The sequence below is a fragment of the Coleofasciculus sp. FACHB-542 genome (assembly GCF_014695825.1).
Taxonomy (GTDB): domain Bacteria; phylum Cyanobacteriota; class Cyanobacteriia; order Cyanobacteriales; family FACHB-T130; genus FACHB-T130.
Map to the genome: position 1 here is coordinate 1 of NZ_JACJPB010000007.1, position 25,508 is coordinate 25,508.

At 44.2% G+C, this 25,508-nt stretch carries 24 protein-coding genes and 1 pseudogene; 12 read left to right on the forward strand and 13 right to left on the reverse strand.

The genetic code is table 11. The annotated features are described in order from the left end of the window. A pseudogene (locus H6F52_RS00715) lies at positions 1-167 on the reverse strand (photosystem II q(b) protein); the annotation flags it as partial. A gap of 124 nt (positions 168-291) precedes the next feature. After that, positions 292-642, reverse strand: a complete 351-nt coding sequence (locus tag H6F52_RS00720; RefSeq protein WP_190531253.1) for a histidine triad nucleotide-binding protein — start codon at positions 640-642, stop codon at positions 292-294. 208 nt (positions 643-850) lie between these two features. On the opposite strand from H6F52_RS00720, the gene H6F52_RS00725 reads away from it, so the two are divergent. Both H6F52_RS00725 and H6F52_RS00730 read left to right on the forward strand, forming a co-directional pair. Then, complete coding sequence (locus H6F52_RS00725) at positions 851-2,380, forward strand: YifB family Mg chelatase-like AAA ATPase (RefSeq protein ID WP_190531255.1); 1,530 nt, start codon at positions 851-853, stop codon at positions 2,378-2,380. Position 2,381: 1 nt separating this feature from the next. Then, positions 2,382-2,837 carry an Appr-1-p processing protein gene (locus tag H6F52_RS00730; RefSeq protein WP_190531257.1) on the forward strand — a complete coding sequence of 152 codons (456 nt, stop codon included), beginning with the start codon at positions 2,382-2,384 and terminating at the stop codon, positions 2,835-2,837. 254 nt (positions 2,838-3,091) lie between these two features. Here the strand turns inward: H6F52_RS00730 and H6F52_RS00735 are convergent, their stop codons facing one another. Continuing rightward, positions 3,092-3,814: a tetratricopeptide repeat protein gene (locus H6F52_RS00735; protein ID WP_190531259.1), complete on the reverse strand. Its 723-nt coding sequence runs from the start codon at positions 3,812-3,814 to the stop codon at positions 3,092-3,094. Between the two features lie 115 nt (positions 3,815-3,929). Here H6F52_RS00735 and purB point away from each other — a divergent pair, with 115 nt between their 5' ends. Continuing rightward, complete coding sequence (gene purB, locus H6F52_RS00740) at positions 3,930-5,225, forward strand: adenylosuccinate lyase (RefSeq protein ID WP_190531261.1); 1,296 nt, start codon at positions 3,930-3,932, stop codon at positions 5,223-5,225. A 114-nt stretch (positions 5,226-5,339) separates the two neighbouring features. Here purB and era read toward each other — a convergent pair whose 3' ends face one another. From era to sufR, 6 genes are all read right to left on the reverse strand, one after another. Further along, entirely contained in the window at positions 5,340-6,329 is a 990-nt protein-coding gene (gene era / locus H6F52_RS00745; protein WP_190531263.1) for a GTPase Era, read from the reverse strand. Positions 6,330-6,352: 23 nt separating this feature from the next. Then, positions 6,353-7,477 (reverse strand): succinylglutamate desuccinylase/aspartoacylase family protein, encoded by a 1,125-nt coding sequence (locus H6F52_RS00750; protein WP_190531265.1) that lies wholly within the window; start codon positions 7,475-7,477, stop codon positions 6,353-6,355. A gap of 150 nt (positions 7,478-7,627) precedes the next feature. Next, a complete protein-coding gene (locus H6F52_RS00755; protein ID WP_190531267.1) occupies positions 7,628-8,266 on the reverse strand; it encodes a histidine phosphatase family protein in 639 nt (212 codons plus the stop codon). A gap of 80 nt (positions 8,267-8,346) precedes the next feature. Beyond that, the gene (locus H6F52_RS00760) at positions 8,347-9,909 is read right to left on the reverse strand and encodes a pentapeptide repeat-containing protein (RefSeq protein ID WP_199300281.1); all 1,563 of its coding nucleotides are present in this window, start codon (positions 9,907-9,909) and stop codon (positions 8,347-8,349) included. A 111-nt stretch (positions 9,910-10,020) separates the two neighbouring features. Then, positions 10,021-10,278, reverse strand: coding sequence for a hypothetical protein (locus tag H6F52_RS00765; RefSeq protein WP_190531269.1), 258 nt, complete (start codon positions 10,276-10,278; stop codon positions 10,021-10,023). A 12-nt stretch (positions 10,279-10,290) separates the two neighbouring features. Continuing rightward, complete coding sequence (gene sufR, locus H6F52_RS00770) at positions 10,291-10,929, reverse strand: iron-sulfur cluster biosynthesis transcriptional regulator SufR (RefSeq protein ID WP_190531271.1); 639 nt, start codon at positions 10,927-10,929, stop codon at positions 10,291-10,293. A 203-nt stretch (positions 10,930-11,132) separates the two neighbouring features. Here sufR and sufB point away from each other — a divergent pair, with 203 nt between their 5' ends. From sufB to H6F52_RS00795, 5 genes are all read left to right on the forward strand, one after another. Next, complete coding sequence (gene sufB, locus H6F52_RS00775) at positions 11,133-12,572, forward strand: Fe-S cluster assembly protein SufB (protein ID WP_190412101.1); 1,440 nt, start codon at positions 11,133-11,135, stop codon at positions 12,570-12,572. A gap of 175 nt (positions 12,573-12,747) precedes the next feature. Continuing rightward, the gene (gene sufC, locus H6F52_RS00780; RefSeq protein WP_190531273.1) at positions 12,748-13,539 is read left to right on the forward strand and encodes a Fe-S cluster assembly ATPase SufC; all 792 of its coding nucleotides are present in this window, start codon (positions 12,748-12,750) and stop codon (positions 13,537-13,539) included. Further along, positions 13,536-14,924 carry a Fe-S cluster assembly protein SufD gene (gene sufD, locus H6F52_RS00785; RefSeq protein WP_190531275.1) on the forward strand — a complete coding sequence of 463 codons (1,389 nt, stop codon included), beginning with the start codon at positions 13,536-13,538 and terminating at the stop codon, positions 14,922-14,924. The genes sufC and sufD overlap by 4 nt, the downstream gene beginning before the upstream one ends. A gap of 98 nt (positions 14,925-15,022) precedes the next feature. After that, positions 15,023-16,285 (forward strand): SufS family cysteine desulfurase, encoded by a 1,263-nt coding sequence (locus H6F52_RS00790; RefSeq protein WP_190531277.1) that lies wholly within the window; start codon positions 15,023-15,025, stop codon positions 16,283-16,285. Between the two features lie 295 nt (positions 16,286-16,580). Then, complete coding sequence (locus tag H6F52_RS00795; protein WP_190531279.1) at positions 16,581-17,213, forward strand: Uma2 family endonuclease; 633 nt, start codon at positions 16,581-16,583, stop codon at positions 17,211-17,213. Between the two features lie 91 nt (positions 17,214-17,304). Here the strand turns inward: H6F52_RS00795 and H6F52_RS00800 are convergent, their stop codons facing one another. Beyond that, complete coding sequence (locus H6F52_RS00800; protein ID WP_190531281.1) at positions 17,305-18,606, reverse strand: pentapeptide repeat-containing protein; 1,302 nt, start codon at positions 18,604-18,606, stop codon at positions 17,305-17,307. 273 nt (positions 18,607-18,879) lie between these two features. Between H6F52_RS00800 and H6F52_RS00805 the strand changes: the two genes are divergently transcribed. The 3 genes from H6F52_RS00805 (at position 18,880) to H6F52_RS00815 (ending at position 20,641) form a co-directional block, all read left to right on the forward strand. After that, positions 18,880-19,458, forward strand: a complete 579-nt coding sequence (locus tag H6F52_RS00805) for a hypothetical protein (protein WP_190531283.1) — start codon at positions 18,880-18,882, stop codon at positions 19,456-19,458. A 28-nt stretch (positions 19,459-19,486) separates the two neighbouring features. Further along, complete coding sequence (locus H6F52_RS00810; protein WP_190531285.1) at positions 19,487-20,002, forward strand: Imm1 family immunity protein; 516 nt, start codon at positions 19,487-19,489, stop codon at positions 20,000-20,002. Positions 20,003-20,176: 174 nt separating this feature from the next. Beyond that, positions 20,177-20,641, forward strand: a complete 465-nt coding sequence (locus tag H6F52_RS00815) for a TspO/MBR family protein (RefSeq protein WP_190531287.1) — start codon at positions 20,177-20,179, stop codon at positions 20,639-20,641. 222 nt (positions 20,642-20,863) lie between these two features. On the opposite strand, the gene H6F52_RS00820 is transcribed toward H6F52_RS00815, so the two are convergent. Next, entirely contained in the window at positions 20,864-22,096 is a 1,233-nt protein-coding gene (locus H6F52_RS00820) for a glycosyltransferase family 4 protein (RefSeq protein WP_190531289.1), read from the reverse strand. 130 nt (positions 22,097-22,226) lie between these two features. Between H6F52_RS00820 and H6F52_RS00825 the strand changes: the two genes are divergently transcribed. Beyond that, positions 22,227-23,216, forward strand: coding sequence for a glycosyltransferase (locus H6F52_RS00825; protein ID WP_190531291.1), 990 nt, complete (start codon positions 22,227-22,229; stop codon positions 23,214-23,216). Between the two features lie 93 nt (positions 23,217-23,309). Here H6F52_RS00825 and H6F52_RS00830 read toward each other — a convergent pair whose 3' ends face one another. Beyond that, positions 23,310-23,993 (reverse strand): hypothetical protein, encoded by a 684-nt coding sequence (locus H6F52_RS00830; RefSeq protein ID WP_190531293.1) that lies wholly within the window; start codon positions 23,991-23,993, stop codon positions 23,310-23,312. Further along, positions 23,990-25,429, reverse strand: a complete 1,440-nt coding sequence (locus H6F52_RS00835) for an AAA family ATPase (protein ID WP_190531295.1) — start codon at positions 25,427-25,429, stop codon at positions 23,990-23,992. Before H6F52_RS00835 ends, H6F52_RS00830 begins: the two co-directional genes overlap by 4 nt. Between the last annotated feature and the right edge of the window lie 79 nt (positions 25,430-25,508).

Sequence of the window (25,508 nt, forward strand, 5' to 3'; positions counted from 1 at the left end):
GGAGCGGCGATGAAGGCGATGATGAAACAGATGGTGGCAGACAGTAGGGTTGGGATCATCAGAACGCCGAACCAGCCTACATACAGGCGGTTGTCGGTTGATGTGACCCAATCGCAGAACCGTTGCCATACGTTGGCGCTTTCGCGTCTTTGTAAGGTTGTGGTCATGTTTTTATGATTGCTTTGAATTTTCTAGGTTCGAGGTAGTAATTTCTCTACCTTGTTTTCAAGATTAACTCATCTATTGAGTTTTGTAAAGCTTTTTCAACAAAAATTTTTTCGGCTTCCTGATTCAGCCTGGAGGCCATTTCATCTGGCGTCCGCCCAGAATGTGCAAATGTAGATGGGGTACGGTTTGCCCCCCATCCGAGCCGGTGTTAATGACAACGCGGTAGCCGTTGTCGAGTCCGGCTTTTTCTGCAACATTCTTAACAATCAGCAACAAGTGACCCATTAGGTCCCGATCCTGAGAATCGGCATCAGCAAGCTGGCGAATCGGCTGCTTGGGAATCACGAGAATGTGAACGGGGGCTTGGGGTTGAATATCTTTAAAGGCAAGTGCCAGGTCATCCTCATACACAATGTCTACGGGGATTTCGCGGCGGATTATCTTGCTGAAGATGGTTCCTGTCGTTTCACTCATGTTGCTTGGTTATTTCGGTGATTAGCTGTGCTTGCAGCCATTTTAAGCCCGAACGATAAAGCTAAGCGCGATCGCGGGAACTCTAATAAAAGATTCTGTTGGTTGGCTTCTCATAAAACTTGTTACATACCCGTTTTCATTCAGAAACCGGGTTTGGATTAGGGCGAACATCAACAGCATTATCAAACAAAAGTGGGGCGAGATTGCCATGTTGGCTAGGGTTTGGAGTGCATCTATCGTCGGTATCGATGCGGTGAAGGTGGGGGTTGAAGTCGATGTATCGGGAGGATTGCCGGGAATTGTGCTGGTGGGATTGCCCGACACCGCAGTTCAGGAGTCGAAGGAGAGGGTGAAGGCGGCACTGAAGAATGCGGGTTATGCCTTTCCGATGAAAAAAATTGTCATAAATCTGACACCTGCGGATTTACGAAAGGAAGGCCCCAGCTTTGATTTGCCCATCAGTGTGGGCATCATGGCGGCGTCTGAGCAGGTGAGTGCCCAGTTGTTAGGAGATTATTTATTCTTAGGGGAAGTTTCCCTAGATGGAAGTCTTCGTCCGGTTGCCGGGGTGCTGCCAATTGCCGCCGCTGCCCAACGAATGGGAATCGCAGGTTTAGTCGTTCCAGCTAATAATGCGCGGGAAGCAGCTGTTGTCAAAGGTCTAGCAGTCTACGGTTTCAAAAATCTGTCCCAAGTGGCTGATTTTCTCAATGAGCCAGAGCGTTATTCGCCAGTGCAGGTGGATGGTCGAGAGGAGTTAGCCAAAACCCACTTCAGCAGTGCAGACTTAAAGGATGTAAAAGGACAAAGCTTTGCCCGCCGTGCCCTAGAAATTGCGGCGGCTGGTGGACATAACTTAGTATTTGTCGGGCCACCGGGAAGTGGGAAGACGATGCTAGCGCGGCGCTTACCGGGGATATTACCGCCGTTAAGCTTTGACGAAGCTCTCGAAGTGACTCAAATTCACTCGGTTGCAGGGTTACTTAAGAATAGAGGATCGCTAGTAAGCGATCGCCCTTACCGCAGTCCTCACCACTCCGCTTCTGGCCCCTCCCTCGTCGGGGGCGGTAGTTTTCCGCGTCCGGGAGAAATATCTTTAGCGCATCGGGGCGTTTTATTTCTGGACGAACTTACAGAATTTAAGCGAGATGTGCTGGAATTCTTGCGTCAGCCGCTTGAAGATGGTTTTGTCACTATCTCCCGCACTCGCCAATCGGTGATGTTTCCGGCTCAGTTTACTTTAGTTGCCAGTACCAATCCCTGTCCGTGCGGTTATTATGGCGATACGATTCAAGCTTGTACCTGTTCTCCTCGGCAGCGAGAACAATACTGGGCAAAGCTTTCCGGGCCTTTGATGGATCGGATCGATCTGCAAGTTGCAGTGAATCGCCTCAAGCCAGAGGAAATTACGCAACAACCGACTGGGGAAGAATCAGCACCTGTAAGAGAGAGAGTGGAAACAGCACGCGATCGCGCTCATACTCGATTTAAAGGCGATTCATCAGTGCGTTGCAATGCTCAGATGCAAAGTGGTCATTTGGGGCAATGGTGTCAACTGGATGATGCTTCTCGCAACTTATTAGAAGCAGCCATTCGCAAATTAGGGTTATCAGCCAGAGCCAGCGATCGCATTTTAAAAGTAGCGCGTACTATTGCCGATTTAGCTAGTGATGAAAACCTCAAAACCCACCACGTTGCCGAAGCCATTCAGTACCGCACGATAGATAGAATGCAGTGATATGGAAACAATAAGCCAGGACATTCTTGAAGTAGAGCGTGGCGTTATCTGTCATCAGGTGAATTGTCAGGGACGCATGGGAGCAGGTTTGGCTCTACAAATTCGCGATCGCTGGCCTATTGTCTACGAAGACTATCGCAAGTATAAGGGTCAATGGCAGTTGGGAATGGTGCAATTTGTCAAGGTTACAGATGCACCCTTATACGTTTGCAACTTGGCAGGACAGTGGAACTATGGTCGTGTTAAGCCTGCTCAAGGTATTATTTACACCGACTATGAAGCGGTGCGGACGGGACTGAAGCAAATCAATGATTGGTCAACCGAAAATACTCTTCCGGTTTATATCCCTTATGGTATGTCCTGTGGGCTTGCAGGTGGAGATTGGAACATTGTCCAAGCCCTCATCGAACAGGAGTGTCCTCATGCCATCATCTGTCGCAAGCCAGAAGGGGTCTAGAGATTGTTTCTGTTAACAATGAAGTGATTTGTGCGCGACGATTACCAGCACGAACGAACAGATTTATAGATAAAGAAGTAGTGGTAAAGGGAGGTTAGCAATCGCATTTTTTTGGATTAACCTTAATTTTGCCATTTCAACGGAGATGAAGACCTCAAGACCCATTATGTTGCCGAAGCAATTTAGTATTGCACATTCGATAGAATGCAGTAATTAAGATGATTTTTTGCCCTGAAAAAGGCACAAGATATGCATTAGAATCTTAGTTTATTAATTTCTTCCAGCAGGTTTTGATACTGTTCTTTATTTCCTTGCCGCTGAAACAAGTTAGCAGCTTTTTGAAAATCCTCAAATGCCTTTTTCTTGTCTCCTAAACTGCGGTGAGAAATTCCTCGGTCGTAATAACCGTAGGCATAATCAGGATTAATTTCGATAGCTCGATCGAAGTCTTTGATTGATTCTTGATAATTTCCAAGCCGTTGCTGAGCCAATCCTCGATAATCGTAGGCAAAGAAATTCATTGGGGAAAGGCGGATTGCCTGACTATAGTCTTCTGCTGCTCCCTGATAGTCTCTCAGAAATGTACGGGAAGTACCTCGCTCTAAGTAAGCTAAAACATAATTAAGGTTGCGCTGAATTACTTGGTTGTAATCCTCAATTGCTTGCTGATAATCTTTTAAATCCTGGCGGGACTTACCTCGATATAAGTAAGCTGCAACATAATTAGGATTAAGCTGAAGTGCCTGGTTAAACTCCTCAATGGCTCCTTGCTTATCTCCTTTGTCATAAAGAGTAATCCCTCGTGCGTAGTGCGAGATCGCCTTGTTAGAATTGCTACCCTGCGCCTGGTAATTTTCTGATGGATCGGCGATCGCTACTATCGCTACTAAAGGTGCAGTACTGATAATTGCTGTTACTGTTACCGAGGTGACTAAAAAGACAGATAAAGAATTCAAATTGAGAAAATTACAAGTCATCCTTAACTCCTTAATAAATCAAATTAGGGATTTTTCGACAAGAAGCATTTTTTGAGTCGCGGCATATCTGACCGTCAGTTGTACAATAAAACGGTTGTATTCTGCGACACTTGCTGTGATCGAGCGTTATACGTTGCCTGAGATGGGCAACCTGTGGACTGACACCTATAAACTGAAGACGTGGCTCCAGGTTGAAATTGCAGTCTGTGAAGCCCAAGCTGAACTGGGTTATATTCCAACCCAGGCGGTAGAGGAAATTAAGGCGAAGGCTAATTTTGACCCGAAGCGGGTGCTAGAAATTGAGGCTGAAGTCCGCCACGATATGATCGCGTTCTTGACAAACGTCAATGAATATGTAGGCGACGCGGGGCGCTATATTCACCTGGGATTAACCAGTTCGGATGTGCTGGATACAGCTTTGGCGCTGCAACTGGTAGCCAGCTTGGATGTGTTGCTGGCAGGGGTGGAAGATTTGATTGCAGCAATTCGCCAGCAGGCGCAGCAGCATAAGAATACGGTGATGATTGGGCGATCGCACGGCATTCACGCGGAACCGATTACGTTTGGCTTTAAGCTGGCGGGATGGTTGGCGGAAGTATTGAGAAACCGCGATCGCCTCCAGCGTCTTCGCAAAGAAATTGCCGTTGGTAAGATTTCTGGTGCAGTAGGAACCTACGCCAATATTGAGCCGCGAGTTGAAGCGATCGCTTGCCAAAAACTGGGGCTTGAACCGGATACAGCATCGACGCAGGTAATTTCGCGCGATCGCCATGCCGATTTTGTACAAACTTTGGCTTTAGTGGCTGCCTCAATTGAGCGATTTGCCGTCGAAATTCGCAACTTGCAACGCACAGATGTCCTAGAAGTTGAAGAATTCTTCTCTAAAGGACAAAAAGGCTCCTCTGCGATGCCGCACAAGCGCAACCCGATTCGTTCGGAGCGACTGACAGGGATGGCACGAGTTGTCCGGGGTCACGCTGTTGCAGCTTTGGAAAATGTCGCCCTTTGGCACGAACGGGACATCTCTCACAGTTCCGTGGAACGGATGATCCTGCCTGATTCCTGCACGATAACGCACTTCATGTTAGCGGAAATAACCGATTTGGTGAAAAACCTACTGGTTTATCCCGAAAACATGGAGCGGAATATGAATTGCTACGGCGGTGTCGTCTTTAGCCAGCGAGTCATGCTCACGCTGGTAGAAAAAGGAATGAGCCGCGAGGACGCCTATGCAACGGTGCAGTCTTGCGCTCATCAAGCGTGGAATAAAACCGATGGCGATTTCCACGATTTGATTGCTAAAGACAGCCGCGTTACACAGCATCTTTCTTCAGAAGAAGTTGAGGCGTGTTTCGCTCCCCAGCATCATTTGCAGCATTTAGACGAGATTTATCAACGTTTGGGGATTTGAGGAACCGCCAAGATGCGCTAGCAAAGCCATGCGCGTTAGCGCTATAGAGCGCGAAGGAAGAAAGAGAAGAAAACGCTTCTTTTTCTTCCTTTGTGTCCTTCGCGCCTTCGCGGTTTATTCCCGTTCCACCTTGTACCCCAAATCTGCTAAATGTAGTCGAGACTGCCGCCATTTCGGCTGCACTTTCACAAACAACTCTAAATAAACTTTCCCCGCAATTAACTTTTGGATTTGCTCGCGGGCAGCGCTACCAATCGCTTTGAGCATCGTTCCGCCTTTGCCAATCACAATCCCCTTTTGCGAGTCGCGTTCAACGTAGATAGTCGCGAGAAGGCGAGTAATCGTCGGTTCTTCCTCCACCATGTCAATCGTAACGGCGACTGAGTGGGGAACTTCTTCGCGGGTTAGCAGCAAAATTTGTTCTCGAATCAGTTCCCCCATGATGAAGCGTTCCGGCTGGTCGGTAACGTAATCAGGAGGATAATAGTATGGCCCTGGTTCTAGGCGATCGCTGAGTAATTGCTGCAACGCCTCAACTCCCTCTCCGGTGAGGGCAGAGAACTTCACAATCGGCCAGTTGTAGGGTTCAGCTAGCTGCGTATAACTCTCATCGATCTGTGGGGAATCTGAGGTTCGCAGGTCGATTTTGTTCATCCCCAACATGACTGGCGTCTTGGTGCGGCTAAGAATATCGACAATATAGCGATCGCCTCCTCCAGAGTCTACCGCTCCATCCACCACAAACAGCACCAAATCCACCGACTCAATCGCAATCTGGGCATTTTTCACCAACACCTCTCCTAACTGGTGGTGCGGTTTGTGAATTCCTGGAGTATCGACAAAGATCATCTGTGCTTCTGGCGTCGTCAGGATACCCCGCAGTCGGTTGCGCGTCGTCTGCGCCACTGGCGAAGTGATGGCAATTTTTTGCCCTACCATATAGTTCATCAATGTAGACTTACCCACGTTGGGGCGTCCGATAATCCCAATAAAGCCCGACTTATATCCTTCCGGTGCTTTCGGAATGCTAAAAAATGCTGACTCGTCTAGGATATTTCCCTCGCCTTTATTAATTGCTGCGTTTGTCGTCGTCCCATCTTCCATGATGTTTGCGTTTTTAAAAACCCCTACATCACTGATAATACATACTCTCCTTCGTTAACTGCGTGATTGGTTGAAATATCAAAGACTAAACCAGCGTTCTCCGCACAAACATCAATTAATTTTGGTAATTCCTCTTTATTAAAGCTAATAATTTGATATAGCCTTTCCCCAGCCTCGATTGAAGCACCTAGTTTGACTCTCGATTGGATCATTCCTCCCCTAGGCGCATAATATTTTTTTAGGGTGCTTTTTGAAACAAAAGTTACTTTGTGGGATGCCGTTTGCGGTAAAGGAAAATCAGGAATTGATAAAATGTCTTTCTGGGCTAAGTAATTTTTGATGCCTTGAACTCCTTTTTCAACTGATTCTGGATTCATTTGCATTCCCGAACCCAGTTCTAGCGTCCAAGATTCTTTATCAAAGACTATCGGTTTTCCTAGAGTTTCGAGCTGATTTTCTAAGGCTAACCAAGGCTTTAGGAAAGCTTCATCAAAAGCATCTCCATCATATTCATTCAGTAAAATTTCATGCTCAAGTAAAAAATACTTGGCACTTTCTTCCCTACGGTGGAAGCCATATAAGTAATCTATCGCTTGATTAGACGAGCTATGGATATCGATTACATAATCGGCATCTAGACACAAAGATTGTAATTGATAGCGGTATCGTTCATTAAAAGGCGCTCCACTGGGAGAATTGAGTTTTTCTAAAAGCTTATCAAAAATTGTTTTAATACGCTTAAAATATTCGTTCTGTATAGCATCAACTTCAAGATTTATATGAGATTTTGCAAAGTCTTCTAAATCTTCACATTCCTTTTCATAGTCCCAAAAAATGCGATTCCAGTCTTTGCCATCGCTGGGATTGTATCGACCTGTGGAAAAATAATGAGTCCGCTGATTGGTACTGATGGGATTGCAAACAGGAACTAGCCAAATTTCGCCATTGAGCTGAGTATCATTGATACTAATCAAAAACTCGATTAGCTGGTGAATGACAGCATTGCCAACAATCTCTGCACCGTGCAGATTGGCTTGTAAATATGTTTTTTTACCAGGGTTAGCACCGATAAATTTATAAACTTGAATCGAGAGGCAATCGCCTGAAGCTAATTGTTGAATTGGTACTGTAGAAATAATAGGAATCATAGAGAAATTATCTTACATTAATATACCTTGGTGAATAAAATTCGCGGCTACACAGACGAAACCTGCCTACGCAGGTTTTAATGCTATCTGCGAAAGCAGACTTTGTTTGTATAGCCGTGATTTCTAATCACTAGGTAACTTACAAACAAATCATGTACCGGGTAAGGTACGCAAACGCTCATCTAAATGAATGCGATCGCTTAAAGCATGAAGTAATGGCCCATGAGCGCCAAACTCCACTATACTGACCGAACCCACCGGACATCCCAAGCGAAAACGAAAGCGTCCGACATCAATTCCCAGCAAGCTACACAGCATAATTCGGATAGTCGCTTTGTGTGCAACAATCAAAACATTGCCGTTGTTAAACCGCTGCTTGATTTCTTCAATCACTTGTAACGAACGGTGAGCGATCGCTACCGCTAATTCTCCTTCAGTCGGCGGATACCAAGCCGGATCGGCAGTCCAGCGAATATAATCATCGTGATACTCGCGGTCAACTGTTTCTATCGTTTTTCCTTCCCACTTGCCATAATTAATCTCTTTCAAACCGTCCCGCAATTCCATCTGCATCCCCACAGCTTCACACAGCGGTTTTGCAGTTGCTACGGTACGCCGCATCGGACTACAAAAAATAGCATTCCAGGGTAGGGAAGAATAGGTAACAGCAAAAGCTTTTGCCATCTCTAGACCATCTGCTGTCAAATCTGGATCTATGGAACCGCAGAAAACATTATCTCGGCTGCGGTCTGTCTGTCCGTGGCGGAGGAAATAAAGCTTTAGACTCAAAGTAGTTTTCTCCGACTATCTGAGTTAAGGATACAACCACCTTTGGTATAACGATGTTTTTAGGTGTACCTTAGCAAAGTCTATTCATGAGCCTTACCATCAGGCATAATGGCACCACTGAGCTTTGCTCCATCTAGGTTGGCTCCACCTAAATTGGCATCACTCAAGCCTGCTCCTGATAGATTGGCATTCCGCAAATCTGCTGCCCGGAGGTCTGCTAAAGCTAAGTCTGCTCCACGCAGGTCGGCGTAAACAAGTTCTGCTCCTCGCAAATCTGCTTCAGTTAAGTCAGCGGCGCTCAGGTTGGCACTTCTTAAACTTGCCTTACTCAGATTAACCTGCCTCAAATTGGCGCAGCTCAAGTTTATGGAATTCAGATTGACCCCTTGAAGCTTTGCCCCATGCCAATTAACATCAGTCAGGTTCGCTTGATTCAAGTTGGCTTCACTCAAGTTGGCTTCACTCAAGTTGGCTCCACTCAAATTGGCTTGTCTCAGGTTTACTTTTGCTAGATTTGCTCCTTGCAAGTCTGCTCCACTTAGGTTAATTTCACTTAAGTCAGCACCAGCTAAACTCGCTTTTTGAAGTGAAGCACCCGAACCAATCAAGCAAGCACCTGTTTCCAAAAGGTTAAATCCTGTAGGGAACCAAGTTGCGTTATTATAAAGGGCTTGGTTTAGATTGGCTCCTTGAAGATTTGCTCCTTCAATATCTGCCCCAAATAAGTTAACTCGACTCAGATTGGCATTACTCAGGTTAGCTCTCATCAATTTGGCTGCTTTCAAAGATGCTTTAGACAAGTTTGCATCGCTTAGGTTAGTTGCGCTTAAGTCTGTCCCTTGCAGATTGGCTCCACTGAGAGTCGCCTTGCGTAGATTTGCCTGATGTAGATTTGCCGAACTCAAATCTGCTTTATGAAGGTCTGCATTCTCCAGAATTGCCTTGCTCAAATTAACATTTAAGGACAGATTTGCCTCATATAGCAATGAATTACTCAGATTAGCTCCACTTAGGTTGGCAGAACCCCAATAAATATTACTCAGATCAGCTCTACTCAGGTTGGCGTTACTCAGATTGAAGGAACCATATCTCAGGTCGCTTCCACTTAAATTTGCTCCAGCTAGGTTAATACCAATAAAATCTCTTTTTCCTTCGTTATAGCGCTTCAAAAATTCTTCAGCACTGATAGGCTTTTCCTGACTCTTTTCTTCAGATAGATAAGCTTCGATTAGCAGCATATCTCCAAAATATCCTAGTAGCATAGTCATTTTTGCTACTTTGAATTTTTCATCGCTTAAAACCGTGACTGCTTGCTCATGTTGAGTAGATGGATCAATTTTCTCATCTTGCTCAGTTTCAAAAAGATTCGCATTCGCTAAACTATCAGATGTATCTACCACCGATTCGTCGCTAGACGGTGGAATTATTGGCGGTGTAGGAGCTTCGTGGCGCTGTTGCAAAGAAGCGACTTGCTCAGATAGCTGTGCGAGCTGCTGCAACTCAGGTCGAGTGTCGAATTGTTTTTTTAGTTCATCAAAATAGTGTTTAAGCCAGGTAATGTTTTGCTTGCGGACATTTAACTCATTTTCCAGCCGCTCAATCCTCGAAATCAGAGACGCTATATCCTGTTCTTTGTCAGCCATATTCGCTAATTTCCAGCTAACTAAAAGCTGGAAAACATTAGTTTTATCAGCTTTATATCTAAGCCAGTAATGGGCTATTTAATACGCTATTATCTGCTCATTTTTAGCCTTTTACCACTTCAAAAATGCGGCATCGCTTCCCTGTTCGCGCCTAATTTTTGAATCCTTCTCAAACCAAGTGATAATCTGCTCAGGTGTTAAATCTTCAATAGCAACACTGTGCTCTTCCGCGATGTGTTTCAACACTCTTAAGGATGAAATAGTTAATCTTGTTATAAATTTTTCATGAGTTTGTAGCAGTGCTGAATCTACCTTAACCGCTTCTTCGTATGTCAAAAATTGTTCTGATGGCTGCTGTGGTTGAGTCATAAATATTTTTAGTTACTGTTCCTTAATTAAATAGCCGCAGCGATGTTCTCCGTTAATAATCCAGTGCGTCCGTTCCACTTTGCAATCTTGCAAGGCAGCAGCAAACATTTCTAATTCATGTCCGCAAACGCTGGGAAAAGACGAGGCGACGTGGGAAATGGCACAGTTATGCTCTACCAATATAAATTGAGTATCGTTTTCCTCCAGAGGATACCACTCTGCCATATAACCTTCAGCTTTGCGGAGTTCGACTAATTTGGCAACGCGATCGCGCAAATTTCCCTTACCCAGCCTGACTCGATATTCCATCGCCTTGCGTTCCCAGTGCTTTCGCAACACGGTACTTGCTTGCTCATAACCGAGCGTTTCTGTCAAGGTGTCTAGGAAATCAACGGCAAACTCTCCGTAACGACTAGGGAAGCGATCGCGCCCTTCTTGACTCAGCTCGTAGACGTGCTGCGGGCGTCCCATCGCCGCAGGCACCGATTGATGGACGATCAGCCCTTCTGTCTCCAAATCCTTCAGATGACGCCGAATCGCCTGCGGACTTACCTCAAAGGCGTCAGCCAGCTCCAGAGCCGTGGCTTGACCTGTTTTCAGTAAATGTTGCAAGATGTCCTGTTTGGTGGAAGGCTGCTGAGTAATCGCCATCGTCTTGCGGTAAAATTCCTACTGGACTTTGACAACATCTATGTTGCTAAAGTATTTTAAAATAGAATTAAGTAAAGCAACAAGCCTGTTGTTTTACTATTGTAATTGCAGTTTGACTGGGCGATCTACTCTGGACGCCCATGCCCTGAGCCTGCCATCCTGAGAGATTTGTCCGAAACAAACACGCGAGAACACTTTTTTCTATGACTGCTAGCGTCAAAACCTTAGTCAATCAGCCCTATAAGTACGGCTTTGTCACAGACATTGAGACAGATAGCATTCCTCGCGGTCTCAGTGAGGACGTTGTTCGCCTGATCTCCGCCAAGAAAGAAGAACCGGAGTTCATGCTAGAGTTTCGCCTCAAAGCCTATCGGCAATGGTTGAAAATGACCGAACCAACTTGGCCTCATGTCAAGTATCCGGCTATTGACTACCAGGACATCATCTACTACTCCGCGCCGAAGCAAAAGCCCAAAAAGCTGGGTAGCCTAGATGAAGTCGATCCAACTTTGTTAGAAGCCTACGAGAAGCTAGGGATTTCGCTTTCAGAGCAGAAGCGGTTGTCTAACGTTGCCGTAGATGCCATCTTTGATAGTGTTTCAGTTGCCACAACATTTAAAGAGAAGCTAGCCAAAGACGGCGTGATCTTCTGTTCCATCTCCGAAGCTTTGCGGGAACACCCCGAACTGGTGCAGAAGTACCTCGGCAGCGTTGTGCCAGTAGCCGATAATTACTTCGCCGCCCTTAACTCAGCCGTATTCAGCGATGGTTCCTTCGTCTACATCCCCAAAGGCACCAAATGCCCGATGGAACTCTCCACCTACTTCCGCATCAACAGCGGAGATACGGGGCAGTTTGAACGCACGCTGATTATTGCCGAAGAAGGCAGCTCTGTGTCATATCTGGAAGGCTGCACAGCACCGATGTTTGACACCAACCAGCTGCACGCGGCTGTCGTGGAACTGGTTGCCCTCGACAACGCTGAAATTAAATACTCCACCGTCCAAAACTGGTACCCTGGCGACGAAAACGGCAAAGGCGGTATTTACAACTTTGTCACCAAGCGCGGGCTGTGTCAGGGAGTCAATTCTAAGATTTCTTGGACGCAGGTAGAAACGGGTTCCGCGATTACCTGGAAATACCCAAGCTGCGTGTTAGTTGGCGATAATTCTGTGGGTGAATTTTACTCCGTTGCCCTCACGAATCATATGCAGCAAGCCGACACCGGAACCAAGATGGTGCATATCGGCAAAAACACCCGCAGCACGATTATTTCCAAGGGAATTTCGGCGGGTAAGTCGGCAAATAGCTATCGCGGTTTGGTGAAAATTGGCCCCAAGGCAAAGGGTGCGAGAAATTATTCTCAGTGCGACTCGATGCTGATTGGCGATAATGCCCAAGCGAATACTTTCCCCTATATCCAGGTGCAGAATAACACTGGAAAAGTGGAGCATGAAGCTTCTACCTCGAAAATTGGGGAAGAACAGCTGTTCTTTTTCTCACAGCGGGGCATTTCGGCAGAAGATGCTATTTCGATGATGATTAGCGGCTTCTGTAAGGATGTGTTTAATCAGCTGCCGATGGAATTTGCTGTTGAAGCTGATAGGTTGTTGAGCATGAAGTTAGAAGGCAGTGTGGGATAAATGAAACTACAGATAAACACAGATAAATGCCGATAAATCATTCGTGTTTATCTGTGTTTATCCACGGTTGAATTTCTTTACTCAAAAAGGTAAGGCGGGCGTTGCCTACTTTTAGGCTGAAATAGAATAAAAAACCGCGAAGACGCTAAGGGCACAAAGGAAGAAGAGAGGAAAGATGATTATTGAAAATAGTGAGGTGATCCTATCAGTTCGGGATCTCACGGCAAATGTTGATGAAACTCCGATTCTTAAGGGTTTGAATCTAGAAGTAAAGGCGGGAGAAATTCATGCCATTATGGGACCAAATGGTTCTGGAAAAAGCACCTTTTCTAAGGTTTTGGCTGGACATCCGGCGTATGAGGTGACGGGCGGCGAGGTAATTTTTCGGGGGAAAAATCTTCTGGAAATGGAAGCCGAAGAACGTGCTAGGGCTGGGATATTTTTGGCGTTTCAATATCCTTTGGAAATTCCTGGTGTTAGTAATGTGGATTTCCTCAGAGTTGCCTATAATTCCCGTCGCAAGGCTGAGGGATTAGAGGAGTTGGATGCTTTTGATTTTGATGAGTTGGTGCATGAAAAGCTGGATGTGGTAAAGATGAATCCTGCTTTTCTTAGCCGCAGTGTGAATGAAGGTTTTTCGGGTGGTGAGAAGAAGCGGAACGAGATTCTGCAAATGGCACTGCTAGAACCAAAGTTAGCAATTTTGGATGAAACAGATTCAGGGTTGGATATCGACGCGCTGAAGATTGTGGCGGATGGTGTGAATCAGCTAGCAAATGCAGAGAATGCGATGCTGGTGATTACTCACTATCAGCGACTACTGAATTACATCGTGCCAGATTTCGTTCACGTCATGGAAGCCGGACGAATTATTACCAGTGGTGGTAAAGAATTGGCGTTGGAATTGGAATCTCGCGGTTATGAGTGGGTAAGGGAAGAAGAAGCAGCTGAGGTGGGCGCAAAATGACAATTCAAGTAACTTCTATCCCCAATCCAGAAGAAGTTGGGTTAAAGTCTGCTGCAACTAATCGAGATGCCAAGCTGGTTGAGTTGTTAAACTTGTCTCGCAGTCAAGAATTACAGGTACTCGATCCAGAAATGGTTGGCTGGTTGCAAGAATTACGCGATCGCGCGGCTTCCTGGCTACCTCATCTCAAGTTTCCCACAACTCGCGATGAAGAGTGGCGCAACACTGACATCTCGCCTCTCTTGAAGTTGTCTTTCCAAGCTGCGAAATCTGCGGATGTACCCCAGTCAGCCATTGAAGGGTTAACTTTAGCAGAAGCAGCCGAAAGTCGTCTGGTTTTCGTGAACGGTGTTTATGCACCGGCGCTGTCCTCTGTTGTTAATCTGCCAGATGGGGTATTTGCTAGAAACTTAGCCCAACTGCCAATCACTTATCGCACTCGGATCGGTAATTATTTCGCCCAGCAAAAGGGTTTTGATGAGGTATTCACCTCTTTAAATACGGCAGGATTAACGGATGCTGCTGTAGTGTGGGTAGCGAAGAATGTGGTAGTAGAAACACCGATTCATTTGCTGTTTCTATCTACTTTTAGCGATCGCCCTACTATTACTCAGCCACGCTGTTTGGTCGTCGCTGAACCGAACTCTCAAGTAACTCTCATAGAAGATTATTTGCCAGTCGGCGACTGGTGTGCGGATAAAACTCATCCGTATTTAATCAATACGGTTACAGAGATTTGGGTAGAAGAAAATGCTGAAGTTCGCCACAACCGGATTCAACGAGATAGTGGCGCAGCGTTTCATATTGGCAAGAGTGCGATCGCGCAATCCCGCAACAGCCGCTACACTTGCAATGCAGTGAGTTTGGGTGGCAAAATATCGCGCCACAACTTAGAAATTTATCAGTTGGGCGAACAAACTGAAACCACCCTCAATGGTTTAACTATGATTTCGGGGGAACAGATTGGCGATACTCACAGCGCGATTATTCTCAACCATCCCCACAGCACAACTCGCCAGCTACAAAAGTGTATCGTGGCTGACAAGGCTCATTCCATCTTTAACGGTAAAGTCTTAGTTGCTAAAGCAGCACAATTGACGGATGCGGGACAATTAAATCGTAACTTGCTTTTGTCGCCTAAAGCGAGAGTCGATACCAAGCCCCAACTAGAAATCATTGCCGATAACGTGAAATGTACTCACGGTGCCACGGTAAGTCAGTTAGATGATGAGGAAGTCTTTTACCTGCAAAGTCGCGGTTTAGACAAAGTGAGTGCTAACAACTTGTTAGTTGACGCTTTTGCTATAGAAATTATCAACCAGATTCCCATCGCTTCTTTGCAAACAAGCCTCTCTCAATGTGTTGCTTGTAGAACAGTCGAATAGTGTGGAATCGGTAAGAGGTAATGGGTAATGGAATTTTGAAGAAATAACTTTTACCAGTTACCAATTACCAATCATCAATTACCAACTACCAATTACCAATGACTCTTACCAAAGATAGAACACTCGCCGATAAAGTCCGTGCAGATTTCCCAATTCTGCACCAAGAAGTCAACGGTAAACCCCTAGTTTATCTAGACAACGCTGCCACATCTCAAAAACCTTTGGCAGTTCTAAACGCAATTCGGGATTACTACGAGCAGTACAATTCCAACGTACATCGGGGCGTTCACACTCTTAGCGCCAAAGCCACAGATGCCTACGAAGGTGCTAGAGACAAAGTTGCTGCTTTTGTAAATGCTGCTTCGCGTCAAGAAATTATCTACACCCGCAATGCGTCAGAAGCGATTAACTTAATCGCTTACAGTTGGGGAATGAACAATTTGCAGCGAGGGGATGAAATCATCCTCTCCGTAATGGAACACCACAGCAATCTAATTCCTTGGCAGTTCGTGGCGCAAAAAACAGGCGCGGTGCTGAAATTTGTAGAACTAACACCAGACGGAATTTTTGATTTAGAACACTTCAAGTCTCTAATTTCTGACAAAACTAAACTGGTTAGCACCGTTTACGTGTCTAACACGTTGGGATGTATTAACCCAGTTAAATCGATAACCGAAATTGCTCACAAATACGGTGCCAAAGTCTTAATTGACGCTTGCCAAGCTGCACCTCACATGGTGTTAGACGTGCAAGCGGTAGACTGCGATTGGCTAGTCGCCTCCGGACACAAAATGTGCGCTCCGACTGGGATTGGCTTCCTCTACGGTAAGTTAGACTTACTGCGTTCCATGCCTCCCTTCTTAGGCGGTGGGGAGATGATTGCCGATGTGTTTCTCGACCATGCTACTTATGCAGATTTACCGCATAAGTTTGAAGCCGGAACGCCATCAATTGGGGAAGCGATCGCGCTCGGTGCATCTGTAGATTATCTTAGTGGCATTGGTATGCACAACATCCATACCTACGAAGCCGAATTAACAGCTTATCTCTTCCAACAGTTGCAGCAAATCCCAGAAATCAAAACTTATGGGCCACAACCCACCAGCACCGGAGAAGGTAGAGCCGCACTCGCTGCGTTCACCGCTGGAGATGTCCACCCTCACGACTTGTCCACTATTTTAGATCAAGCTGGCATCGCCATTCGCGCCGGACACCACTGCACTCAACCTCTACACCGTTACCTAAAAGTACAATCTACTGCACGGGCAAGTTTGTATTTCTACAACACCCGCGAAGAGATTGATCTTTTCATCGCATCTTTGAAAGAAGCTGTCGAATTTTTTGGCAGTATCTTTGGCTAAGTCAACTTAAGCCCTGGCGAATGTAATTCGCGGCTACACAAACTAAGTCCGCCTGCGCGGACTTACAAAAACTCAAACTTTTGAAACCTGCGTAGGCAGGTTTTGTTTGTGTAGCTGCGGTTTCAACCGCCCTTAAGCTTGGCGAATGTAATTCGCGGCTACACAAACTAAGTCCGCCTGCGCGGACTTACAAAACCTTAAACTTTTGAAACCTGCGTAGGCAGGTTTTGTCTGTGTAGCTGCGGTTTCAACCACCCCTTCAAGTGTAATGCTAGAAAATTGAGTAATTCAAAGTATGATTACCACCTCTATTCCAGCAGAACAAAGAACTGTCCTACCCAACATTAGCTGGGAAACTCTAGAAGCCTTGCTAAGGGAAACAGGTGAAGATAGAGGCTGGCGGTTTGCTTATGACGGAAGCACTCTAGAACTTATGACCCCGCTTTTTGAACATGAAAACCCCAAAATACAATTTGACCGTTTAATCTTAGTCATAGCTGAAGAATTAGAAATAGAAATTAAAAGTGCTGGTTCTACTACTTTGAAGCGACAAATAGCCAGTCGAGGCATAGAACCAGATAATTGTTACTATATCCAAAACGAACTAGCAGTCAGAGGTAAGCAAAAACTCGATTTAGAAACCGATCCGCCGCCAGATTTAGCAATTGAAATCGATATTACCAGCAGTTCTGTTAACAAGTTTGATATCTACTCGGCGTTGGGGGTCACTGAACTTTGGAGATATGACGGGCGAGTTTTAAAATTCTATCAGCTAACAGAAGGAAAATATATTGAGTGCGAATTAAGCATTGTCTTTCCCCTAGTATCAGTAACTGAAATAAGCAGATTTATTGAGCAAAGTAAAACCATCGGGGAAATTGCGCTGTTAAAATCATTTCGAGCTTGGCTGAGGGAGAAGATATTATAGTTGAATAACCATTTCTACTAAACATTATTATATTCATCAACCCAAAACCGTTTAAATTCGTACATTGTTATAGTGTCAAATTCAAATAATTTCATTTTGTAAATCTAGACTTAATAATATCTAAATTAAATTTATGAGAGCAAAATAATTGAATTAGCTCAACATCTTTTGGCTCATATCTTAAAACATCAAAACTATAAAAAGGATGATTATCCATGACATTAGGCTTATCAAAATCACTAAAGAATTTGTAAGTAACTCCATTTGTAATAATGGCAATTTTTACTTTACCTCCATCTCTTATTTTTGCAGAGAAATAGTTAGCTAGCTGACCGTCTTTATCGTCTAAAACTTGTTTTACAGCTTTGGTTTCTATTAACATAACAGGATCGCTTCCGATAAATATCTCATAATCAACCCTTTTATATTTACCGGCTCTCCTCTTTTTTGCATAATCAGCCTTCGATTCTGCTTTGACTACTTCTGGATCATGAATGTTATAACCTAATAATTTAATAAAAGGTAATATCAAAGATGTCTTAGCCTGCTCTTCATTGTCTTCAGTGATAAAAGTTAATAAATTTTGAGTATTCTTAGCGAATACATTGATGTTTTCCGTAAAACCGGCTTTTTTCACTAAAATTGTTCTTTGAATATTCGCCCCTTCTAGTTGTGCATCGGTTAAATCAGCTCCTGCTAAGTTGGAATCACTTAAATCTGCTCCACGTAAGTCTGCTTTAATTAGCTTTGCATTAGCTAAGTTAGCGCGATGTAAATTGTTTCCCTTTAAGTCAGCACCAGTTAAATCAGCTTCAATTAAGCAGATATTAGACAAGTTAGCACCGCTAAAGTTTGCATTTGTTAGAAAAGCACCATATAAATTAGCATTTGTCAAATTTGCTCCTGTAAAATCTGTATAATCGTCAAGGTTAATTTCTTCTAGAAAATCATTACTCTCCTTAATATAAGAGAGCTTTTTTAGCTTATAAATTGCTTGTTTCGCAGCTCTTATTATCCTATAAAAACCACGAACTGTCTGAGGAGCGTTTACAAAACATAAGTTAGTCCTACTGAGATCCGCAAAACTCAAGTTAGCACCGATTAGGTTTGCATAACTTAGGTTAGCATCCTGCAATTTTACATAAATTAGTTTGGCATCACTTAAGTTCGCATGACTCAAATTGGCGGTAGCTAGGTAAGCATGTCCAAAATTAGCACCACTCAGATCAGCGTTGCTTAGGTTGGCACCACTCAGATCAGCGTTGCTTAGATTGGCACCACTCAGATCAGCGTTGCTTAGATTGGCACCACTCAGATCAGCGTTGTTTAGATTGGCAAAAGGAAAACTCCTTTCTCCTGCCGCGTAGCGTTTCAGAAGTTCGGTCGCATCCATATATCTTTTTTTTCGTTGGAAAGTTGACTCTAACTAATTATTCCCAAAATTAATATCCTGTACTACATTTGGTTTATTTTTTTGTGGAGGTCAGCAATCAACCTGCTATGAAGCCGATACTCGCAAGTTTTTTTTGCTGTCCGCTATTTAAGCGTTAGCTATCAATTCGCTAACTAAGCGTTAGCTATCAATGGGCTGTAGCAAACACAGTAAGCTTACGACCAGAACTACCTAAATAAAGTAATTCACAGGTAGCCACATTGAAACATGACCATGCGTAAAGTAATAGACATCGGCTCGTATCGGGTGCGAGTTCTGACTCAAGCTGCTGGCGAACAAGAGGCTGTTATCTCCCCTGCCAGAATGGAGGATATGCCGAATAATTGGACTTTTAGCTGGCAAGAGTTATGGCAACGTACCGACTTTGAGGTGCAAAATATTGTCAAACTGGTGTATGAGGAGCAAGTCTGGGGCTTAATTAGGTATGGAGTTAATCTCTATGCTGATTCCCCTGAGACACTAGAAATTGAGCATCTAGAAGCTAATCCTATTAGCAGAGGGAAGCTTGCTAACCGCCTAATTGAACCAATAGGGAAATGGCTAATCTGGTATGCAACACAAGTAAGTTTGCGGTATTGTTCGGGAGGTGGAAGCGACACGCCTATCTTTCTCGTGTCTCTAGATTCAGCTTTTGACTACTATAGAGACATCATTGAGATGCAATATGTCGGAGCAAAAAGCATTGCCCCAGGAGATGACGGATATGTGTTCAAATTCTCACGAGACAACGCCGCAGCCTTCTGTAGAAGACATGAAAGACAATGGGGAATCCCGGCGTCTGTTGACTCCTGAGCAAATCCGCGTGGGAACAAATAGGATTATGACCCATGCTGAACGGCAAGCTTTTTTGATAAATTCTGGCATTGCAGAGTTACTTGGTTTTTCTCACTGGAAAACTGAGGAACAAAAAGAGGCTACAAAGTTTGTATTCGACCTATCTACAGAAAAATGGGTTGGGAACAGAAATGAAAGTCAGTTAATTGAAAGCCCACATTGGCGTCCCATAGAAGCAGCTATCCGCGAGTTAGATGGCAAAAGCAGAACTTTAGTTACATTGGGTGCTGATGATGAGACTTACATGAGTATTGGAGGTGGTAAAGGTGGGAAATATATTGTTACTGTAACTTTTGATAACCTTAACTTTCATGTGTTAATTGAGCCATCAAAACCAGATGAAACAGAAAAGCTAGTTGTGGGTGGACAAGAAGGGATTTATCCCGCCAAGATGTGTGTGGATTTGCTCCGATGCCTGCTGGCTGCTAGAACATTTACAGAAACAGGGAAACTTGAGCCATTACTTTGTTGGGAAGAAGATAAGTCGTTAGTAATCGTGTGAAAGTGCGTAAGCGATGCGACTGCGTCAGCAGCAACGCATTCCCCAACTCCCCAGAACATTAATTAAGCGCGATCGCTATCTAGTTTCAGACTAGGGGGTGATTACAGCTTCCTCCTGAACTTGACACAATCGCTACAAAGGGCTAGCAGGTCTGGTGGAGCGAAGGGAAGGGGAATGGTTATTAAATCTTGGATGGTGATTGGGGGCGTGACTCTTTTAGTGGCGATGGGGAGTAACATCATTACGCCAAATGATGTTAAGTGGTTCAAACGCCTGCAACGACCGAGGTGGTTAACATTTGAGCCATTAATTCCGCTCATCTGGACAGTCGTTTTTATTTGCGGTGCTTGGTCAGCTTATATTGTTTGGGAACGCACCAAAAATTGGGGACTAATGGCGTTCTATCTTTTAGTAGAAATTGCAATTGTCGCCTATAACCCAATGATGTTGAGGCTACGCAGTCTCAAAGTTGGCACGATTATTGGCGCAATTGGTTCCGTTTTAGGTCTAATTCTGGCACTAACAGTCTTACCAATTTCTGGTTGGGCGTCTCTGTTGCTAGTTCCCTATGTGTTGTGGAGTCCGGTTGGAACTTTTACCACCTGGAAAATGATGCAGCTTAATCCTGACGATGCTTAGAGACGCGGACGACCCCTCCTGACCGCTTCTTACTAGGTTGAGAGGAGTGGTACCAGCGCTAGGGTTTAACTTCTGTCGAAGCGAGGACGCCCTGGGGCTAAGGCGGCATAAAGCTTACTTGGAAACATTTAATCCTTCCTTCTTGCTTGTCTTCCCTCACTAGCGGGGAATAGAGGAAGGTACGGGGAGGGAGAAATCCGACTTTCCCCGTTAACGAGGGATTTAAGGTGAAAGCAGTACCTGTTCGTAACGGGATCCGGCGCTTTCCCAGGTGTATTCTGTTTCGATGAGCGATCGCGCATTTTTCGATAACTGCTCTCTGAGATCCGCATCTTCAAACAACTTAGCGATCGCATCCACATACTCTTCCACCCGATTAGCGCGTAACGCGCGTAACGGCACGCTTTCCCCGTCCACTGCTAATCCTTCCAAACCGCGATTGCTCCCCACTACGGGCACCCCAGCTGCCATTGCCTCCAACGTTTTATTTTTGATCCCAAATCCTGTCCGCATCGGCACCACGCAGACGCAAGACTTGTGCAAATACTCTGCCATTGAAGGTACACGCCCCGTAACCGTAATCCCAGGACGCTTCCCTAAATCTACAACTTCCGTTCCAGGACGAGCGCCCACCAATTCCAGCGTCGCATCCGGATATCGCTTCTGAACCTCCGGGAACACCTCCAAACTAAAAAAGCGCACCGCATCAATATTCGGCGTGTTATCCATCGCCCCAACAAAAATTAATCGGTGTCCTCCCGGATCGGCAGAACGCATGGGAAACTGAGTAAAATCTACCCCATTCGGAATCACCTGAATTTGGGCGTTGGGATTAAATTCCTGAATTTGTTGCTTATCTTCCTCCGTCGTCACCACAATTGCCGAAAATTTAGAACAGTAGCGCTGCTCATAGCGGCGCAACAGCGGCAAATTCAGCTTGTCTCGTAATGGCTTCTCAGATGTCCCCGTTTCTAGCTGGTTCTTACACGTCCCGTAGACAGAACTATGAATATTTACCAGCGTCCGCAGCGCTGAGGTTTTCCCATCCTTGCGCCGCCACTCAGGGCGCACATAGATTTCATTCACGCAATGTTCGCAAGTAATCGCCTCAAACTTGCCAGCAGCGACTGCTTCATCCACCCATTTCTGAATCTCTGGCGAGTAGAGAGACAGCACGCTGGGGGGTGTTCCCTCCTGCAAAAACGTACTGAAGCGCCGCAGCTTCCCCAACACTCCTCCTTGAGAATTTTCCCGTGGACGGGGGAAAACCACCAACTCGTCCACCCACTCTTGTAGTCCTTTTATTTCTTCGTCCGTAACATCTCCACTACGCTGCGTAATTAGAGTAATCGCATGGCTAGACTTGAGATACTTGAGTAAATTAAACGTCCTTACTTGCGTTCCCCCCCGTGTTGGCGGATAGGGAAAGGTGGAAGAGAGCATTAAAATCTTCATCGTAGACTGAGCGTTTGGTTAGATTTTACGGAGAGGGATAATATCGATACTATAGACTTTCGCCTCATACTAGACTTGCCAGAGCGTGTCTCTACTGCGTAAAACTAACCAGTAACAACAACTTCAGCTTATGCCCAAAGTTAGCATTTCCATCCCTACCTACAATCGAGCTAATTTGTTGCCTTATGCAGTAAATAGCGTACTGGCTCAAACTTATACAGATTTTGAACTAATCATCTGTGACGATGGTTCTACTGATGACACCCCAGCAGTAGTGAGTCAATGGAACGATCCGAGAATTCGCTATATCCGGCACCCGGTTAATATTAAGCGCAGTCGAAATATGCGTTCAGGTTTTGATGCCGCTGGTGGAACTTATTTTATTAAATTTGACGATGATGATGCGTTAACGCCTGAATTTTTAGAAAAAACGGTAGCTGTTTTAGACGCTAATCCAACAATAGATTTTGTTTGTACAAACCACTGGATTATAGATGCCAAAAGCGAAAGAAATGAATCAGCTACTTTAGAGAATTCTGCCAAATGGGAAAAGGACAAACTCAAAGAGGGAATAATTCCCGATCTGATTACAGAAACTTTCCAAAAACAAAGCTTGCAGGTTGGTTCCACCCTCTTTCGGATGGAGTGTTTGAAGGAAGTGGATTATATGCGTCCTGAAGCAGATGGCTGTGAGGATTTTGATTTACTGGTGAGGTTAGCGATCGCAGGCAAGAATGGATACTTCCTACCAGAATTCCTCATGGAATATCGAATGCACGGGGGGCAAACCAGCCTAAAACAAAATATTCACTTTTTGAAAGCAAAATCCTTCTGCCTAAATAGTTACAAATTCCCGGAGCAGCAATTAGAAAAAGCCCGATTAAATAAACTTGCCGGAACCCGGAAAGCGCTGGGTTTAAGACTGATTGAAAATGGCGAAACTTTAGAAGGACGCAAACTTTTGCAAGAATCTAGTCAAATTTTGGGAAGTTCGCGTCAAGCAACGTTTGGGATCGTGCTGTCTTATTTGCCTACCAGCTTGCGGCAATTCGCTCTTCAAACTTTTCGTAAAATTCGCCCCAAAGATTACGCTGAGCAAGTTCGAGAAGCGGCTAATTGATGAGGAAGTTAATTGGAGCGATCGCTATTAGCAGTTAACTGGCGAGGCGCTGCGTTTAATGCGTTGCGCCAAGTGAAATAATGAGGTTATTAGTTACTTTTGGCTGACATCAGCTTTTTCAAGAGCTGCAATAATGTCATCTTTTTTAATCTTTGAAGGTATCTTTATATTTCGTTCTATCACGATCGCTTTTAGCTCCGGAACTGTCTTTCCAGCGTAACCCGATTTTTTAGACGGAGTCTTATCAGGTTTCTTGGTTCCTCCTTTTTCTGGCTTGTTCAGGATTGGTTCAATTTTTTTAACAAATTCATTAATATGTTCGCTGAGCCTGTTGCTAATAAGTTGAATTTTTCTATCTATCAAACTCTCAATTTCAGGCAATATACTTTCAAGTTGTATTACTTCATTTGATGACTCAACCCTATTTAAAGGCTGTGTGTCAGCAACTGGTGACTCATTATTAAAATCTCGATTTCTCAGAACTTTAACCTGATCCATGAGAACTCCCTCATTTTCTGATTCAATAATGAAAGCTCCAATCATTTCTCCTTTACGAGGATCTATCTCACGAGCCTTAACAGCGGCGTAGTATTCAAAATGTCCATTAACTACCTCATAGGATTCTAGGCTAGTTCTGCGAATAACTGGGGGATTAATAATACCTTCAGCTTTTAAAATTAACTCAGCAGTCTGATTTAACTCATCCTCTGAGAATTCTGAACGGGGAACATTAGAGTTAATTTTTTTTACTCCTACGAGCGAAGTAGATAATTTCATGCAGTTAGTCCTATTTCTCGCAAAACTTCTTCTGCTAGTAAATTAAATTCCTGAGCGGAGGTAGAATCCGGCTTGAAATCAAGCACCGAGATTGGATCTGGTATTTCCATGTTACCTACAATCTGAACTTTTTCGGTACACTTTGCCAGCTCCTCTCTTTCATAAATAACGCTTTCCATTACGTTTAAACCATAGCGTTTGGGAATCACTTCTAAACGCCGTGGTAAGGTATATTGTACAAATCTTGAATTCGTAGATATTTTACTAGCAAGAACGCCTAATATTTCAATGGGTGGCTTATTAAAAAATTTTCTGAATTCATTATTTTTTTTAACAAATTCTTTGACATTTAATAACCCTTGATTCGCAAATGGTTTTAGATCCGAAGGAATAATTAGATAGTCGGCTGTAATTAGGGCAATTCTCGCATAAAGGTTTAATGATGGTGGTGTATCAATAATTACAACATCATATTGAGCTTCTACTACTTTCAGTTTTTGCAGGAGCATTACCTTACTGGAATCCTGTTGATTTAGCTCAGTTTCGTATTGCATTAAACTGATGTGGGAAGGCAATACATCAATTTCCGGGTTAGTATATTGAGATTTTTTAGCAACTTCGTTGATGGCGTAAAAATCCTCTGACTGCAATAAATGACGAACATTGCAATCTTTTAGATCGTCTAGTTCTTCATCATCAAATTTTGCTAAACCTGCGGCAAAGGTAGTGTTAGCTTGACTATCTAAGTCAACAATAAGGACTTTTTTGCCTTTCTTTCTGATAGCAGCGGCTAGGTTGACTACAGTTGTTGTCTTGCCTACGCCGCCTTTGTTGTGGTAAACCGCAATTATTTTCACAGTATGTTGCCTTTCTTGTTGAATAATTGGTGTGGATCTGGGTTGAGAATTAGTTAATTCAGGCTGTAAGGTTTTTTCTTCTCTCGAAGGTTCATTTTGAGTGTTTTCAAGATTAATTTTGATATGGGTTGGATCTTCAGTAGTTTTTTCGTTTAAGTTATTTCTACCAATAAGAGTTTTTATAATGTCTATTTTAGAGCTAATCTCTCTGCCGGAACAGTGAAATACTAGCTGAATATTATCCTGATTTTTTTTGTAAATTCTGAGTTCCTTGCCATTCGTTAACAATCCATATTCTACATTCAAACTCATTAAGTAGCGCTTGAGTCTGCCAGTATGTCTATTTAAGTTTTGATTGGGATGCTTTGCTTCCATTACAACGCTTAATGGCGAGTTGTCATCCAACACAAATGGGATGACTTGCGCTGCAAATGCCAAAAAGTCTAATCGAATACTGCCAACGGCAATCTCTTGATGCCAAGTTTCTGGAGTATATCCTAGCTGTGGCAGCAGATATTGAACGATGAGTTTACTTTCTACTTCACTCTCATTTCGGCAAAGCTCAGGGTTGAAGTTCAATTGTGTTCTTCCTCTCCACGGCACTCATTGAAACCTTAAACCTACCTGATTGTCCTCAGAGTGAGGTTTTTCGTATTAG

Coding starts and splice junctions, on each gene's coding strand:
- H6F52_RS00720 (WP_190531253.1), bottom strand. CDS start 642: ATGAGTGAAACGACAGGAACCATCTTCAGCAAGATAATCCGCCGCGAA.
- H6F52_RS00725 (WP_190531255.1), top strand. CDS start 851: ATGTTGGCTAGGGTTTGGAGTGCATCTATCGTCGGTATCGATGCGGTG.
- H6F52_RS00730 (WP_190531257.1), top strand. CDS start 2,382: ATGGAAACAATAAGCCAGGACATTCTTGAAGTAGAGCGTGGCGTTATC.
- H6F52_RS00735 (WP_190531259.1), bottom strand. CDS start 3,814: ATGACTTGTAATTTTCTCAATTTGAATTCTTTATCTGTCTTTTTAGTC.
- era (WP_190531263.1), bottom strand. CDS start 6,329: ATGGAAGATGGGACGACGACAAACGCAGCAATTAATAAAGGCGAGGGA.
- H6F52_RS00750 (WP_190531265.1), bottom strand. CDS start 7,477: ATGATTCCTATTATTTCTACAGTACCAATTCAACAATTAGCTTCAGGC.
- H6F52_RS00760 (WP_199300281.1), bottom strand. CDS start 9,909: ATGGCTGACAAAGAACAGGATATAGCGTCTCTGATTTCGAGGATTGAG.
- H6F52_RS00765 (WP_190531269.1), bottom strand. CDS start 10,278: ATGACTCAACCACAGCAGCCATCAGAACAATTTTTGACATACGAAGAA.
- sufR (WP_190531271.1), bottom strand. CDS start 10,929: ATGGCGATTACTCAGCAGCCTTCCACCAAACAGGACATCTTGCAACAT.
- sufB (WP_190412101.1), top strand. CDS start 11,133: ATGACTGCTAGCGTCAAAACCTTAGTCAATCAGCCCTATAAGTACGGC.
- sufC (WP_190531273.1), top strand. CDS start 12,748: ATGATTATTGAAAATAGTGAGGTGATCCTATCAGTTCGGGATCTCACG.
- sufD (WP_190531275.1), top strand. CDS start 13,536: ATGACAATTCAAGTAACTTCTATCCCCAATCCAGAAGAAGTTGGGTTA.
- H6F52_RS00790 (WP_190531277.1), top strand. CDS start 15,023: ATGACTCTTACCAAAGATAGAACACTCGCCGATAAAGTCCGTGCAGAT.
- H6F52_RS00795 (WP_190531279.1), top strand. CDS start 16,581: ATGATTACCACCTCTATTCCAGCAGAACAAAGAACTGTCCTACCCAAC.
- H6F52_RS00800 (WP_190531281.1), bottom strand. CDS start 18,606: ATGGATGCGACCGAACTTCTGAAACGCTACGCGGCAGGAGAAAGGAGT.
- H6F52_RS00805 (WP_190531283.1), top strand. CDS start 18,880: ATGCGTAAAGTAATAGACATCGGCTCGTATCGGGTGCGAGTTCTGACT.
- H6F52_RS00810 (WP_190531285.1), top strand. CDS start 19,487: ATGACCCATGCTGAACGGCAAGCTTTTTTGATAAATTCTGGCATTGCA.
- H6F52_RS00815 (WP_190531287.1), top strand. CDS start 20,177: ATGGTTATTAAATCTTGGATGGTGATTGGGGGCGTGACTCTTTTAGTG.
- H6F52_RS00820 (WP_190531289.1), bottom strand. CDS start 22,096: ATGAAGATTTTAATGCTCTCTTCCACCTTTCCCTATCCGCCAACACGG.
- H6F52_RS00825 (WP_190531291.1), top strand. CDS start 22,227: ATGCCCAAAGTTAGCATTTCCATCCCTACCTACAATCGAGCTAATTTG.
- H6F52_RS00830 (WP_190531293.1), bottom strand. CDS start 23,993: ATGAAATTATCTACTTCGCTCGTAGGAGTAAAAAAAATTAACTCTAAT.